The 14,446-nt window shown below is 43.6% G+C and carries 13 protein-coding genes and 1 pseudogene; 8 read left to right on the top strand and 6 right to left on the bottom strand.

What is annotated here, in order from left to right; all coding sequences use genetic code 11:
- Positions 1–291 precede the first annotated feature (291 nt).
- The 3 genes from map (at position 292) to dapD (ending at position 4,828) form a co-directional block, all read left to right on the top strand.
- The gene (gene map, locus ACX5J7_RS07755) at positions 292–1,086 is read left to right on the top strand and encodes a type I methionyl aminopeptidase (protein ID WP_015066406.1); all 795 of its coding nucleotides are present in this window, start codon (positions 292–294) and stop codon (positions 1,084–1,086) included.
- A 269-nt stretch (positions 1,087–1,355) separates the two neighbouring features.
- The gene (gene glnD, locus ACX5J7_RS07750) at positions 1,356–4,007 is read left to right on the top strand and encodes a [protein-PII] uridylyltransferase (RefSeq protein WP_498706712.1); all 2,652 of its coding nucleotides are present in this window, start codon (positions 1,356–1,358) and stop codon (positions 4,005–4,007) included.
- Positions 4,004–4,828: a 2,3,4,5-tetrahydropyridine-2,6-dicarboxylate N-succinyltransferase gene (dapD, locus tag ACX5J7_RS07745; RefSeq protein WP_012517490.1), complete on the top strand. Its 825-nt coding sequence runs from the start codon at positions 4,004–4,006 to the stop codon at positions 4,826–4,828. Before glnD ends, dapD begins: the two co-directional genes overlap by 4 nt.
- Positions 4,829–5,055: 227 nt before the next feature.
- On the opposite strand, the gene ACX5J7_RS07740 is transcribed toward dapD, so the two are convergent.
- The 3 genes from ACX5J7_RS07740 to ACX5J7_RS07730 form a co-directional block, all read right to left on the bottom strand.
- Positions 5,056–5,505 carry a flavodoxin domain-containing protein gene (locus ACX5J7_RS07740; RefSeq protein ID WP_012517489.1) on the bottom strand — a complete coding sequence of 150 codons (450 nt, stop codon included), beginning with the start codon at positions 5,503–5,505 and terminating at the stop codon, positions 5,056–5,058.
- A gap of 78 nt (positions 5,506–5,583) precedes the next feature.
- Positions 5,584–6,381 carry a tRNA pseudouridine(65) synthase TruC gene (gene truC, locus ACX5J7_RS07735; RefSeq protein ID WP_498706710.1) on the bottom strand — a complete coding sequence of 266 codons (798 nt, stop codon included), beginning with the start codon at positions 6,379–6,381 and terminating at the stop codon, positions 5,584–5,586.
- A complete protein-coding gene (locus ACX5J7_RS07730) occupies positions 6,378–6,746 on the bottom strand; it encodes a YqcC family protein (RefSeq protein WP_148291022.1) in 369 nt (122 codons plus the stop codon). The genes truC and ACX5J7_RS07730 overlap by 4 nt, the downstream gene beginning before the upstream one ends.
- Before the next feature lie 251 nt (positions 6,747–6,997).
- Here ACX5J7_RS07730 and ACX5J7_RS07725 point away from each other — a divergent pair, with 251 nt between their 5' ends.
- Together ACX5J7_RS07725 and ACX5J7_RS07720 are read left to right on the top strand one after the other, a co-directional pair.
- Entirely contained in the window at positions 6,998–8,047 is a 1,050-nt protein-coding gene (locus ACX5J7_RS07725) for a DUF3549 family protein (protein ID WP_012517486.1), read from the top strand.
- A gap of 1 nt (position 8,048) precedes the next feature.
- Entirely contained in the window at positions 8,049–8,351 is a 303-nt protein-coding gene (locus ACX5J7_RS07720; protein WP_012517485.1) for a DUF3301 domain-containing protein, read from the top strand.
- Positions 8,352–9,324: 973 nt separating this feature from the next.
- On the opposite strand, the gene ACX5J7_RS07715 is transcribed toward ACX5J7_RS07720, so the two are convergent.
- A complete protein-coding gene (locus ACX5J7_RS07715) occupies positions 9,325–9,972 on the bottom strand; it encodes a GNAT family N-acetyltransferase (RefSeq protein WP_498706705.1) in 648 nt (215 codons plus the stop codon).
- Positions 9,973–10,189: 217 nt separating this feature from the next.
- Positions 10,190–10,555: a DUF3192 domain-containing protein gene (locus tag ACX5J7_RS07710; RefSeq protein ID WP_015066398.1), complete on the bottom strand. Its 366-nt coding sequence runs from the start codon at positions 10,553–10,555 to the stop codon at positions 10,190–10,192.
- A gap of 368 nt (positions 10,556–10,923) precedes the next feature.
- On the opposite strand from ACX5J7_RS07710, the gene ACX5J7_RS07705 reads away from it, so the two are divergent.
- Positions 10,924–11,226, top strand: a complete 303-nt coding sequence (locus ACX5J7_RS07705) for a YceH family protein (protein WP_015066397.1) — start codon at positions 10,924–10,926, stop codon at positions 11,224–11,226.
- A gap of 22 nt (positions 11,227–11,248) precedes the next feature.
- On the opposite strand, the gene syd is transcribed toward ACX5J7_RS07705, so the two are convergent.
- Positions 11,249–11,794 carry a SecY-interacting protein gene (syd, locus tag ACX5J7_RS07700; protein ID WP_012517481.1) on the bottom strand — a complete coding sequence of 182 codons (546 nt, stop codon included), beginning with the start codon at positions 11,792–11,794 and terminating at the stop codon, positions 11,249–11,251.
- A gap of 147 nt (positions 11,795–11,941) precedes the next feature.
- On the opposite strand from syd, the pseudogene queF reads away from it, so the two are divergent.
- Positions 11,942–12,803, top strand: a pseudogene (gene queF, locus ACX5J7_RS07695) (NADPH-dependent 7-cyano-7-deazaguanine reductase QueF).
- A gap of 76 nt (positions 12,804–12,879) precedes the next feature.
- Positions 12,880–14,436, top strand: coding sequence for a GGDEF domain-containing protein (locus ACX5J7_RS07690; RefSeq protein ID WP_498706703.1), 1,557 nt, complete (start codon positions 12,880–12,882; stop codon positions 14,434–14,436).
- Positions 14,437–14,446 lie beyond the last annotated feature (10 nt).

The raw sequence follows: 14,446 nt of genomic DNA, 5'->3' as shown, positions 1-14,446 counted from the left end.
TATGTGTGTTTTAATAAAATAAATTTACCCTCTAAAACGGTGCTTAATGCACAGGGCAAAATGAGCTTTCCGTCAGGGCGCGCGCTTTATATCACAATCACGCCTCACGCTCAAGTTTCGCCGTTATATTTCAAAGTACACCACGCTTATGAAAAAACCTCACATCTGCCGAACCAACCAAATAAAACATCTATATTTCATATTGTTACTCAGAGCGGCCTGATCGATGTTATACTTTTTCCAGTAAAAACCTTTTTGTAAAACTTAGCTTAAACCGATTTGAGAGGCGCTGTGACAGCAATAATCAAAACCCCTGAAGAAATCGAAAAGATGCGCGTGGCCGGTAAATTGGCAGCCGACGTGCTAACGATGATTACGCCTTACGTTAAAAAGGGCGTAACAACAGATGAGCTCAATACCATTTGTCATGACTATATTGTTAATGAGCAGCAGGCGACCCCTGCCCCCCTTAACTATGGTCACCCTCCGTTTCCTAAGTCTATTTGCACATCCGTTAATCACTGTATATGTCACGGTATTCCTTCTGACAAGAAACTGAAAGACGGCGACATTATTAATATTGATGTGACGGTTATTAAAGATGGGTATCACGGTGACACGTCTAAGATGTTTGTGGTTGGCAAACCTTCAATTCTTGCTGAACGTCTTATTCGCGTAACCCAAGAATGCTTGTATAAAGCAATTGAACAAGTAAAGCCGGGTATGCGTTTGGGCGATATCGGCCATATTTGTCAAACTCACGCTGAAGCGCATAACTATTCAATTGTGCGTGAATACTGTGGGCACGGGATCGGCGCAAGTTTCCACGAAGAGCCGCAAATTGTTCACTACGGTAAACCTGGTACGGGCGACGTGCTGGAACCAGGCATGTGCTTCACTATCGAGCCTATGGTCAATGCCGGTAAGCGCTACTCTAAGGTATTGCCTGATCAGTGGACCGTTGTTACCAAAGACAGAAGCTTAAGCGCCCAATGGGAGCATACACTATTGGTAACTGAGAACGGCGTTGAAATTCTAACCCTTCGCGACGAAGAGACGTTAGCGCGCACCATATCTCACGATTAATGGTTCACCTCTTTATCAATAAAGAATATGAGCGGTAGCCCTAATGGCTACCCTCTTATTTTACTCTCGCCGCCTTTGTCCTATTTGGCATAAATTCGAGTTTAGCTGGCGCGTTTCTCTTACGCTTTGTCATGCTACACACCTATAACAAAAAACCATAAATATTCACAATCCAACCTAACTTATGCATTAATTTGATACTGCGAACTACTATCAATTCATGCTATTGTTCGTAGCGTCTAAAAAGAAGTCTATTTCGAAGGTGTATTTTGACGCTGCAATCACTGATAAAGAATATCGACACCATCAACTCTGTTGATGAAATTCCCGCTATCAAGTCATGCGTGGAAGCAAGTTATGCTTGGATCACAGAATCTTTTGATGCCACACCGGTTAATCAACTTGTTACCGGTCGCGCGCAATTTGTCGATGCATTGCTTTGTCATCTTTGGCAACTCTATGGTTTAGATACCGTAGATGAGCTTTCGCTGTGCGCCGTAGGCGGATACGGCCGCGGCCACTTACAGCCTCACTCAGATATCGATTTACTTATTGTCAGTAGAAAGAAGCTAAAGCCTGACGTACAAGAAAAAATTGGCCAGTTTATTACGCTTTTGTGGGATATAAAGTTAGACGTTGGGCAATCTGTGCGCACCATCAAAGAAACGGTGAAGCTGGCGAAAGACGATATTAGTATAGCCACTAACCTCGTGGAAAGCCGACTACTTTGCGGCAGCGAAACCACCTTTGATAAATTGTGGGACGAAGTCAATGGCCGTAATTCTTGGTCAAGTAAATCTTTTTTCTCAGCGAAATACGATGAGCAGAAGAGACGCCACGCAAAGTTTAACGGTACCGCTTATAACCTAGAGCCCAATATCAAAGAAAACCCTGGTTGCTTGCGCGATATCCAATCTATTGGTTGGGTAGCGAAGAAACACTTTAAAGAATACGACGGCTGGAACTTGGTGGGTCACGGCTACTTCACAGAGCAAGAGCACAGCGAGCTTATTGCCTGTCGCATGCACCTTTGGAAAATGCGCTGTGCGCTTCATTTAGTGGCTGGCAGAAGCGAAAACCGTCTATTATTTGATTACCAACCCGACGTAGCCAAAATGATGGGGTATGGCGAAGAAGGAAAGTCGTCAGTAGAAAAAATGATGCGAGACTTTTTCCGCACTGTGGCACGGGTTTCTGAACTTAATCAAATGCTGCTTCAGCGCTTCAAGTACGACATGCTGAACCAAAGCGTTCAGCAATGCGTCATTATCAATGAAGACTTTGAGCTTCTTGATAATATGATTTCGCCCCGTCACGAGACGGTATTCTCATCGCCCGAGGCAATTTTAGATTTCTTACACCTTGTTTCAAATACACCAGAAGTACAAGGCCTCAGCACTATTTGTATTCGTCAGTTGCGCAACGCCCATCGCGCCTTTGAAGCCGAATACTATGCAGAGCGCCCGCTGTGTCGTGAAAAGTTCATGCGCTTAATGAAGCAACCCGAGTTTTTTAACTTTGCTTGGGACATAATGCATCAATACGGTATTCTGCAAGCCTACCTTCCCGAGTGGGATGCTATTGTAGGTATGATGCAGTTCGACTTGTTCCACGCCTACACCGTAGACGAACACACACATCGACTGGTTAAGCACGTCAATTATTTCTTCTCAAAAGAAAACAAGGACTTCCCGCGCTGCGGCAGAATTTGTAGACATCTAGATAAGCCTGAAGTGCTTTATATTGCGGCTATTTTTCACGACATTGCCAAAGGTAGAAACGGCGATCATTCCACGTTAGGCGCACAAGATGTTGCTAAATTTTGCCAGCTGCACGACGTGCCAAGTAAAGATGCGGAACTGATTGCTTGGCTGGTTGAGAATCACCTACTTATGTCGGTAGTGGCTCAACGCCGCGATATTTATGACCCCGACGTCATTAGCGAGTTTGCAAGTGCGGTAAGAAGTCACAATCACCTAAACTTGCTTTATACCTTAACGCTTGCTGACATCCGAGCAACGAACGACAACTTGTGGAATGATTGGAAAGCATCGCTACTGCGCGAGCTTTATTTGATGACGCAAAAAGCATTAGATAATGGGCTTCAATGTCAGGTCACACTAAATGAACGGGTCTCTACACATAAACATCAAGCACGGCAGATATTACAAGAGCGGGCAATCGACGCCACAGCCATAGATGCATTGTGGGCACGCCTTGATGATGATTACTTTGTTCGATTTAAGCCTACACAAATTGCCTGGCATACGGATGAAATTATCAAAGCACAAGACGAGTGGCTTACGCCTGATCACAACGGATTGTTAGTTAAAGCTAACGATAACAGTTCGAAAGGAGGCACCGAAGTTTTTGTGTATGGCAAAGATAGAAAAGCCTTGTTTGCCCAAGTAGCCTCGGTATTAGATAGTCGCAACTGCTCCATTCACGATGCTCACGTAACCGTGACGCGCGACGGCTATGTGTTTGACAGCATGTTAATCCTTGAAAACGACGGTAGCCGTTTGAGCTCTGAATCCCGAATAGCGTCTATTGAAAAAGCCATTTCTGAGCAGTTAGAAAAACCAGGGCGTTCACATGAGAACAAAAGGAAATTACCTCGTCAAATGAAACAGTTAGACGTACCTACCAAGGTCCGTTTTTTCAATATCAACGATGAAGCGACACTTATTGAGTTAGAAGCCCTAGACGCACCGGGTATTTTGGCTAAAATTGGACACGCATTCGTTGATACTAATATGACACTTAAACTCGCCAAAATTGCCACGATCGGCGAGCGAGCCGAAGATATTTTTATCGTCAGCAATGACGCTGGCACCGCATTAACCCAAGAACAACAGGTAAACCTTAAAAAGCGGATCCTGTTTAAACTCGACCAACTTGAAGATATCACAATACCATGAATGAATTGAAAGCCATTATTGAAGACGCCTTCGAAAATCGCGACAGCATTAGCCCATCATCAGCACCTGATGAAGTAAGAGATGCGGTAGCTCAGGCTATCGACCTACTAAACAGCGGCAAAGGCCGTGTTGCAGAAAAAATTGCTGGCGAATGGGTAGTACACCAGTGGCTCAAAAAAGCGGTGCTACTTTTCTTCCGCCTTCACAACAACGATGTAATTGAAGGTGCAGAAAGCAAGTTCTACGATAAAGTTCCGCTTAAGTACACTAACTACACCGCTGAGCAGTTTGCTGCTGACGGTGCACGTATTGTTCCACCCGCTGCAGTGCGTACCGGTACGTTTGTAGGGAAAAACGCAGTTGTTATGCCTTCTTACGTAAACATTGGTGCATTTGTTGATGAAGGTACTATGGTGGATACGTGGGCAACAGTAGGCTCATGTGCCCAGATTGGTAAAAACGTTCACCTTTCTGGTGGCGTAGGCATTGGTGGCGTATTAGAGCCACTTCAAGCAAACCCAACCATTATTGAAGACAACTGTTTCATCGGTGCGCGCTCTGAAATTGTAGAAGGTGTTATCGTTGAAGAAGGCTCAGTTATCTCAATGGGCGTTTACATCGGTCAGAGCACGCGTATCTATGACCGTGAAACCGGTGAAATTCACTACGGCCGTGTACCAGCGGGTTCTGTAGTCGTTGCGGGCAACCTACCTAGCGCAGATGGTAAATACAGCCTATACGCTGCAATCATCGTGAAAAAAGTTGATGCGAAAACCCGCGCCAAAGTAGGTATTAACGCTCTACTTCGCGGCGTTGAGTAAAACGCTCACCGCAGCGTTTTAAAAAGCAAATACTAAAAAGAGGCGCTAATGCGCCTCTTTTTTGTTTGTACTAACTTACAACGCCACCCTCGCTTGCTTATCTTTCACGGGTTAAATAGCTTAAGCAAAAGTTAGGACGTTACCTTCGAACTTAAACGCTTGGCTTTAACACTTAAAATAAGCAAGTACTGATGCTTTAAATGCGTGCATTTACCGAAAGTTGACAATTATGCTAACAGCTTATCTTTTATCGTGTTCACCCAGTCAACCACGTCTTTTTCAGGCTCTAGAGTTTCAATGGCGTCGACTTCTAGCATGTTCGCCACGGCGTTACCCTGTAGCTCACTGAGCAACTCTTGAAACTGTTTACCTGCACCACAGAAGCTTTCCCCGTAACTACTATCACCAAGTGCCGCAACGGCAAATGGCTTGCCCGTCAGCATAGGTGATTCATCTTTTAAGTCCGAGAAGACAAACTCAAGGTTTGGCGGCACGTCACCTTGCCCCGTGGTAGAGGTAATAATGAGTAGCGCGTCGGCATCGGTAAAATCAGCAACAGAAGGGTCGCTTTCTAACGCGCAGTCTACACCCTGTTCGGCTAAATTCTCTTCAACCTGTTCAGCGACATGTTGGGCATTACCGTATACTGTACCCGCAATAATTTTTAAAGTTGCCATTTTTACCTCTTAAATAGTGTTCGCCCCTGTATCTAGGTGGCGAGAATCAGTGACAAGCAATTGCACTTGCTCACTAAGTTAAACCTTGAACGATGCTAGCCTATCTGCAAATTGTCGCATTTCGCTATGCATCTCACCATTAATCGTTATCCATTTTCGAGTAACAGGGTGAGAAAATCCCATCTGAGTACAACTTAAGGCCAAATGAGTAAAATTAAAGTGGCTTTTAGCGAATTTGTTTTGTTTGCCATCGCCGTGAGTCGTATCGCCAATGATAGGGTGACGAATATGTACCATATGCCTTCTTAGCTGATGCTTGCGTCCCGTACTGGGTGAAAGTCTCACTAGCGAATACCGTGCACTTTGGTATCTACCCACAGGTTCGGGAACATCGAACTTAGCTAAAGACTCATACATAGTAGAAGCAGGCTGCGGCGGCTGTTGGGGCCTTTTGTGTTTATCCGCTATTTTGTCATAGCGATATTTAAGCGCGTAATCAATATAACCAGTGTGATGAACAAAACCTCGAACAATAGCGTGGTATTGCTTTACCACCTGCTTGTCCATCATCTGTTTGCCTAGTTTAGCGGCAGTGTCAGCGCTAAAGCTAAATACCAGAACGCCGGAAGTCGGCCTATCTAAACGGTGTGCTGGAAAAACATGCTGGCCAATTTGATCCCTTAACGTCTGAACAGCAAACACGGTTTCGTGCTTATCGATAGGGCTTCTATGGACTAGCAGTCCCGGCGGCTTGTCTATCGCGATAATATGCTCATCTTGATATAGCACGGGTAAGTGCAAGGGCTGATGTTCTACTTGCTTCTTCAACACATCTTCACGATGTTCACAGGCTATAGTGTTGCTTGTTTGGTTCATACGCCCTTCTCACTGGCAATATCATCAATTGTCTGTAATTGAGCGATAGTGCGATGCCCAATACCATTTAAGTAGACTTGGGCCGCTGGGGTAATTTGCATAGCTGGCAATGTTTGCTTTTGGGCAATGATGATTCGCATTTTGGGAATAAAGATAAATGCCAGCCAACTCTCAAACGGTAAGCTATCGACGGCGAAAGGCACAGTACTTTGTAGCGCGCTATCTAACGCCTTTCGGGTTGGTTTGGCGTCAGGCCAAATGCCCTCTTCCTGCATTATTACCTCAAGATTATCCAGCGCCTCGCTAAGCACGCTGCTACGCGCGCTCCAATGCATGCTATGAGGCATATTTTGTGATTTGCTCACTTTCTTTCCCAACAATCTCAATACTTAATCATAAATGCGCGCAGTATATCAGGGCCTGTGCAGCAACATAAGTCGTTAGCACGTGTCGTTGAAATTCTTTGGCTGTGATACCATTTAACTTTGGTTGTTAGGACTGTTGGCGGTACCTTTTAGTGTTTCTCCACCTAGCATATAAAAACACGAGGGCTTGTAGCACCTAAAGCCCAAGTAAATCAGCAGCCCCTAAAAAAAGCAGTATTTTGGAACGAGTTATGAGCGCTAACAGTATCAATTCAATCAGTGAGTTTTTATTACATGCCGGCACTGAGTATCAGGTCTTTGACCTTGGGCGGCGCCTTGTACCAATCGATAACCAAACGTTTCTTGAAATAGAAAACGCTAGTGCCTATGCGCCCTACCCTCGCCAAAAACACGGGTGGTTTGGCATCGTTTTTTGGAATAAAAACGCATCATCACAACACTATATTTGGTTTGTAAAGCTTCCTCTTGACGAGCAAGGGCTTGTAGTGGCAGCAGCAAGAAACCACTTTTTAGAAATTATTGTAGATGCATTAGGGCAATCCATCGCAGAAGATACTGAGAAAGCACAGTCTTTGCCCGATAATCCCTACTCATTTGTTCCCAATCAATCTCAGCTTGCTCAGTTTAACGCGCTAGTAAAATGTAGGCTCAATCAGCCGCTAAATGAAGATGCACAAAAAGTTGAAGCTTATATTCAGGCGCCACAGCTCGTGGACTGGCAGCAAATTACCATGCAAAGTGTGGCTGACTTTGTTCATAGCCTGAACCTACACCCAAAGAAAGCAGCGCTCATTAAGGCTATTGAACATAATTACTCACTCTACGCGGACGTCTTTTTAAATACGCTGATGGAAATGTGTGAAAGCGTAGCCTTGCCCGACGAACTTTTATCCGCGTTCATGGCCGAGATAGACAGGCAAGACAGTATTAATCTCTCGGCTTTGCGCAGCACGTCACAAAGCGTGTTTAACACAGATATTAATAGCAAATTGCTTGACCTTTTAAGTAAAGACACATCACAACGACTCGATATTCTCAGTGTGATAGCAGCACGTCACTTCGAGCAAATGGAGCCATTACTACTCACGAAGTTTTTTGAACAAGCAGCAAAAGTTGATGAGAAGGAAGGACACAAAGGCGCCTTGTTTGCTGGTTTCTTTTCTGATTTAGTACAGATTCCTAAGCTTCGCCGACAAGTGCTGACTTTACTGCACTCAGAGGCTAACCCAGCGCTGTTAAAAAGCGCGTTTAAACAACTCTTCGAACAGGCGAGAAAGTAAAATGACGTTACTTGAGCTTGTTATTTGGCTAATCATTGGTTTCACTGGCTATCAATTTTGGCGTATACGAGGGATCTCTGAGCGAACCAACGTTTATCTTAAACAGTATTGTAATTCTAACAATTTGCAGCTGTTAAGTGTTGCAAGAGCAAAAACGCGCTTCACATTCAAATACGGGAAGCCTGACTGGCACAGCAAGTTTAATTTTGAATTTTCCAGCAACGGCGAAGATAGATACACCGGTCAAGTGGAATTGGTAGGTATTCGCGTCTTGCGTACTGAGGTGCCACCTCATCGCGTGTGATAGATCGCATTTTTAAGATGTGCTCGCAATGCGCTAACGCTATTTAGCGGTGGCAAAAATGCACTTAAAAAACACACCAAAAAAAGGGGAACCTATGGGCTCCCCTTTTTCCTGGAATTTTGAGTATCCTTCTCCGCTATCCTTTGCGACTAAAATCATCCCGATTAAAATCCGTATACGCCCCTTTCCATCTACTCTCGCGCAATCCTGTGCGAGCTACCCTTCCGTGCGTAGGTCCCTTTCCTTTGCTCCTTGACTACTGTACATCCTTCATACAGTGCTCCTCATCCTGAGGCTGTCCTCGCCAGACTCCGCCGGCACTCCCTTCCCTCGTCCTTTGTATGCTGTACATCCTGCTACAGCTTCGCTAATCCTTTAGCGTGTCCCTCTCTTCTTCCCTGGTTTGCTCGTCCATGCAAACTGAAAATCCTTATTCGGCTTTTCCTTGCCATTGGCTCCTTGCCCCTAGCTACCGCTAGTCTTAATCCTTAATCCCTTGTTACATCCTGTCGTGACAGTCCTATCACACAACATGTCCTTTATCCTTTGGTATTCCTTACAATGTCCCTATCGTTGCAGTTTCCTCACTGCGTTCCTTTTCCTTTACCTCACTGCCATGTGAGAATCTCATCCTTAAGTTGTCCTAACCCTTTCCTTGAAAGATTTCCTTGCTCAATCCGTGACTCGTCGTGTTTCCTTGTGACGCATTAATAGTATCCCTTCCAATTATTACCGCCATGTAGAATTACAATAATTTCAGGAAGTTTTTTGTACGACTTTTGACTAAATTCAGAAAAAGCCAATGTAATCAATAACTTTATACTTTAGTCTAATTTCATCTTGCATGATTTAGGTAAGATTACGCACAGCATTTGTAGGACATATCGTACAAACGCCGTAGTAAATTGTGCGTAAAGAAAAAGAAGAAGGCGGGTAATTGATCGGTAGCGCGTTAATATTGGTTAAATAGCGTTCACTTCGCTCTATACATCACGTTGCCTTTAACGTGCGATAAGCTCAACTGACCTACAACCTTATAATTGTCGTCGTTAAAAAATGAACGGTGCTTTTCAATAGTAACAAACACTGAGACCCCCTCACTTTTCTCGTCATCTTCAATCACGCTATCTATGGCGCCTAACAATATATGCCCGAGACCGTGATGTTGATAGTCAGGGTGAACGGCAATGAAACTTAGCATGTGAAAGTTATCTGCCGGAACCAGTGCTCTTACTTTTTCCTCTTTTTCGAGCATCTGTTTAGTGCCGAATAGACCCGCTGTTAATAACATTCGCAGTCGCCAGTGCCAATATCGACCTGCGCCAAACGCAGCATCTGGTGCAGTCAAACAAGCCACTGCGATTAACCTGTCCTCATCAAAAAGCCCTATCATAGGTTGTTCTGCCACCCAAAAGGCATTTAACTCTTCACGAATAGCCGAGCGTAGGCGACTTTCATAGCCATCTTTCTCCGCCTGAAAAATATCAATAAATAGCGGATCATCGACATAGGCATTATAAAGAATAGAGGCGGCAACTTTGAGATCGTCTACACAGAGGTATATAGCCTTAACCGCATCATTAAGGGGCGCGAACGCGCTGTTTATTGCTTCGGTACTCATAGGGGCTCCTCGAACGCAAAGTTGTTTAGGTTGATCATAACCAATACAGTAAAAGTGACAAAAGCGATCCTGTTTAGTAGAAAACTCGACCGGCCACTCAAGCTGTACAAACTTTAGCCTACGTGAAAACCCCTCCAATGTTAACTTTTTATTAACATTTATTATTGCACGCTAATTCTGATACCTTGATTCAGTAACGTTAAATTAGACTAAGCGCTTAGTGCATTAAGCTATAAGCACTGTCTCCCCACCCTACTAGCTCACCATTTCTAAACACAAGCGGCGTACACTCATCTTTTGTGGTAATTCCATCTCCCATGGTTTTTTGCGTACGGTAATACAGCACGCGATAAGTTCCATCTTGCCTTTCAAACAGCTCATTGAAATCTGCAACGCCCATTTTTCTAAGTACACTTTCATAGCTTGTGCCTGTTTCGAGGTTAGCAATATGTTTACGGTTGTTGAATTCTCTATCTTCCCAGTCAGCGCCATAGTGACTGTCAGATCCGCCACCAACAGATACAACGCAACCCGACAAAAGCACTGACGATGCTAAAGCTACAGAAAGAAGAACAATTTTCATGGGAATTCCTTATTTTTTATGTGTGATGTTTTTTATTTTAAGTGTTAAGAGCCTGCTGTCCTTTGACGTACTTCTACGGTCATCAACCTCTTTTATCTTCAAGATATTACGCTCGCTTTGTGAACTTACACTGAATCGCGTTTACTACCTCGAAATCAGCAATAAATGCCCACTGGCATTCACGCTTATTTAAAGACATAGCAAACAAGAATGAGGCCAAAACTTAACACATTGAAAAGTATGGAATTTTAAGATTATGAAAAAAGAAAACTATCGTTTAAATAGTGAAAACAGTAACTTATTAGTGAAATTGACTATACGAACAAGCTACACTGACAAGATGATAAAACGTTAAGCACCACTTACTTATGAGTAATTCAAATTTACAGCAGCTACACCTTTTGTGCGTTCAAATGTACAAAGAGGGTAAAACGCCTTCAGTAGGCATTTTGCGTTCAAAGGCGCCGTTTAAAGTGTCTGTGACTGACGCGATAGAAGCCATAAAGCGCTTTAACGCCCATAAACCAACCCTTGAGACTTCCAGCGAAACTCAACCTTTGCCACAAACCGAGAGAAAGGATCACAGCGTGCTGTCTGCGCGTGTGGAAGCGCTAGAGAATGAAGTAGCAGAGCTAAAACGGGCGCTTAAGCAAATCACAACCGGGCAATAGCCTATCGCCTACACGAGAAAAGCTATGCGTTTAATGGTGAAAGTTGCTCTATAAACTCAGCCAGGGAGTTGGCGAGGATCTGTGTTGGTGCTTGGCCTACTTGCTCGAGGGCGACTTCACCCGTTTCATTAATGACGGTTAGAATAAAATCTTCCTCATCGGTAAGCCCAAAGAAAAGCGTAGGCGCTTGATTTAATCGCTGCTTCATTAACAAATGGCCAATCAAGTTTTGTTGAAGTCGTTCAAAGTCTTCACGGTTAAATACCTGTAGCAACTCACAATCGCCTTGGGGCGCTTTGGCTTTTAAATTATCACTGTAGTAGGTTGTAAAGTAACAGCAATAATCAGCATGTAGTTTCAACGATAAGGCGTCTTCCACGTTATTGAACGACAATGGCGGGCTTTGTCGTTTAGGTGCCCACTCAACTAACTCACCATCCTTTGCGGTTTCTTCATAGCAGGGTGATGGCCATTCGCTATCAAACGCAATTTTAAGGCCCTCGCCTTTAGCGTGTTCGACATAAGATGATACAAATTTATCTAATTGTGCTGAAATTGTTAGAGCCATTATGACGTTACCTACGTATTTTTGGGGTACACTATACAACTACACCGTTAAGTCAATACTAGGGCGAATGGAACGCGATTTATCGAACGAGCTTCGGGAATAGCGCATATAGTCTTTCGCATCCTAGTCGCTATATAAAAGGTTCTTATGTCGACTGACAACTCACCTAACAAAATTGTTATCACTGCGCCTGACGATCTCTCTCTCGGCAAACAGGTTGACTACGAATTTGAATACAACCCCAGTTTGCTGCAAGGCGTTCCACGTAGCTTAAGTCGTGATACATTAAATCTGACGGGTGCTGAACTGCCTTTTAGCGGTATCGATACTTGGACAGGTTATGAACTTTCTTGGTTAAACCTAAAAGGTAAGCCCAACGTGGCTATTCTAGAATGCCACGTCCCTATTACTTCAGAAAACTTAATCGAGTCGAAATCCTTCAAGCTGTATTTGAATAGTTTCAATCAAACTAAATTCCGCTCTGCAGAGGACGTTCAAAAAGTACTTCAGAAAGATTTATCTGCATGTGCTGGTGAGCCAGTAAACGTCGATCTAATTTTGCCAAAACAATTTACCGAACTGCAATTTAAAGAATTTGAAGGCACGCTATTAGACGAACTTGATGTAGATATCGAGACATACTCGCCCACTACACAATACCTTTTTACCAGCAAAGACGATAAAAAAAGTAAAAGAAACACTGGTCTCTCACTTACTTAAGTCGAATTGTTTAATCACAAGTCAGCCAGATTGGGCTAGTATTCAAATTAAATACGAAGGAAAAGCCATTGAACACGAAGGGCTTTTAAAGTATCTGATTAGTTTTAGACAGCACAATGAGTTTCACGAACAGTGTGTAGAGCGAATTTATAACGACATTATGTTTCATTGTAAGCCGGACAAACTAACAGTATGCGCACGATATACACGAAGAGGTGGATTAGACATCAACCCTTTTCGTTCAAATTATGAAGCGCCTTATGCCAATCACCGTCAAGCGCGTCAGTAATATAAATGGTGAAAGTAAGCATATTTTAGTCAGCTAAATCGCTGCGTTAGCGGCGAGTTAGAATAAAGTCGAGATTATGGAAGCAAAACAATTACAAACCCTAAAGCAAAACAACACGCTTCTTTGTCAGTTTATTGTAAAGCTCTCTGCGTTTTATGAAGGCTTCTCGGACAAAATAGATACCGAGCTAAAGGTGTTGCGAGGGCATCTTTCTGGCACCCCTAACTTTAGCCTTGCTACTGTTAGTATTGAAAAGCTAAACAAGTCGCTCCAGCATCAGGAAATCACCCTGCGCAAATACAGTGTTGATACGGTTTCATCTCTTGAAGATGCCATGAAACAACTGCAAAAAATTGTATTTGAAGACAGTGAATTAAAAGGCTTGACCACGCAAGAGCTGATCAAACTGAATCAGCCTATTGGCGATATATTCAGTATCTATAAACTCTATGCCAAAGCCATAGCGCTACACCGTATTGCGCTAAACAAAGAAATGGTTGGACTATCGCCAATTGACTCAGGTGAAAATAGCCATAGCGGTAAGGACGATACAAAAGCCCACGCACCGCAAGATGAAAATCCTCACTATCGTTCAATATTGGTTGAACTTAACCACTTAATCACGTCTTACGCGCAGAAAAAACCTGACGACCATCAGCTGACCGATATCAAACAGCGTCTTGATGAGGGCATGGATAAAGAACAGTTACTTAAAAGTTGTGTCGTAATTTTGCGAATGATTGTGCAAGACGCTATGTCTGAAGCAAGTTTGACAGGCAAAGTAATTCAAAGCCTTCACCGCTCACTTAGCGAAGTAAGTAACGATGTAAGTAACACCATAGAAAATAGTAAGAGTCAATTTGAGCAAAGGCAGGTGGGTAATGAACAACTTAAACGCCATATCAGCCATATCGAAGAGGCCATGTCGGAAAGCGAGTCTTTTGAGGCATTAAAAGAACAAACGCAGTTTTGCGTTGAAAAACTCGTCACAGCACTTAGCGAACAACAAGATAGCGACGAGCAGGGGCAAGAGGCAATAATGGCCCTGCTATCCTCAATGCAATCGAGAATAGATACCCTGCAGCAGCAAACCAGTGTTTACAAGAAGAAGCTTGCTGAACAGGCGATGCAGAGTCGAACCGATCCACTTACCCGCCTTCCAAATAGACAGGCCTATAACGAGAGACTTGAGACAGCCTATACCCGTTTTAAATCTAACGGTCATTCGCTGGCGGTTGCCGTAGTCGATATCGATCACTTCAAATCTATAAACGATAGGTTTGGCCATGCCGCTGGGGATAAAACACTGCAAGTCGTCAGTAAGTTTTTAAAGCAAAGCCTCTCGGAAAATGATTTTGTTGCCAGATGGGGCGGAGAAGAGTTTGTCATGCTTTTGCCTGATGCCGAAATGGCGGACATAGATAAAAAGCTTAATGAAGTTAGAACCAATCTAGCCGCAATGCCATTTAAGTTCAAACAAGAAAAAGTAAAAATTACCGCCTCTTTTGGCGCTACATGCTTTGGTCAGGATGACACTACAGAGTCTGTCTTTGAGCGCGCCGATGAGTATCTTTATAAAGCTAAACGAAGTGGTCGCAACCTTGTTGTCACAGATTTAAGCACTGACGTGTAGGATGTAGATA

It is taken from the genome of Alteromonas infernus, assembly GCF_902705815.1.
This window is presented reverse-complemented; position numbering and strand designations above follow the sequence as displayed.

Bases quoted from the DNA above. Each gene is read 5' to 3' on its own strand.
- ACX5J7_RS07715 (WP_498706705.1), bottom strand. From the start codon at position 9,972: ATGAGTACCGAAGCAATAAACAGCGCGTTCGCGCCCCTTAATGATGCG.
- ACX5J7_RS07725 (WP_012517486.1), top strand. From the start codon at position 6,998: ATGAGCGCTAACAGTATCAATTCAATCAGTGAGTTTTTATTACATGCC.
- truC (WP_498706710.1), bottom strand. From the start codon at position 6,381: ATGAACCAAACAAGCAACACTATAGCCTGTGAACATCGTGAAGATGTG.
- ACX5J7_RS07710 (WP_015066398.1), bottom strand. From the start codon at position 10,555: ATGAAAATTGTTCTTCTTTCTGTAGCTTTAGCATCGTCAGTGCTTTTG.
- ACX5J7_RS07740 (WP_012517489.1), bottom strand. From the start codon at position 5,505: ATGGCAACTTTAAAAATTATTGCGGGTACAGTATACGGTAATGCCCAA.
- syd (WP_012517481.1), bottom strand. From the start codon at position 11,794: ATGGCTCTAACAATTTCAGCACAATTAGATAAATTTGTATCATCTTAT.
- ACX5J7_RS07690 (WP_498706703.1), top strand. From the start codon at position 12,880: ATGGAAGCAAAACAATTACAAACCCTAAAGCAAAACAACACGCTTCTT.
- dapD (WP_012517490.1), top strand. From the start codon at position 4,004: ATGAATGAATTGAAAGCCATTATTGAAGACGCCTTCGAAAATCGCGAC.
- ACX5J7_RS07705 (WP_015066397.1), top strand. From the start codon at position 10,924: ATGAGTAATTCAAATTTACAGCAGCTACACCTTTTGTGCGTTCAAATG.
- ACX5J7_RS07720 (WP_012517485.1), top strand. From the start codon at position 8,049: ATGACGTTACTTGAGCTTGTTATTTGGCTAATCATTGGTTTCACTGGC.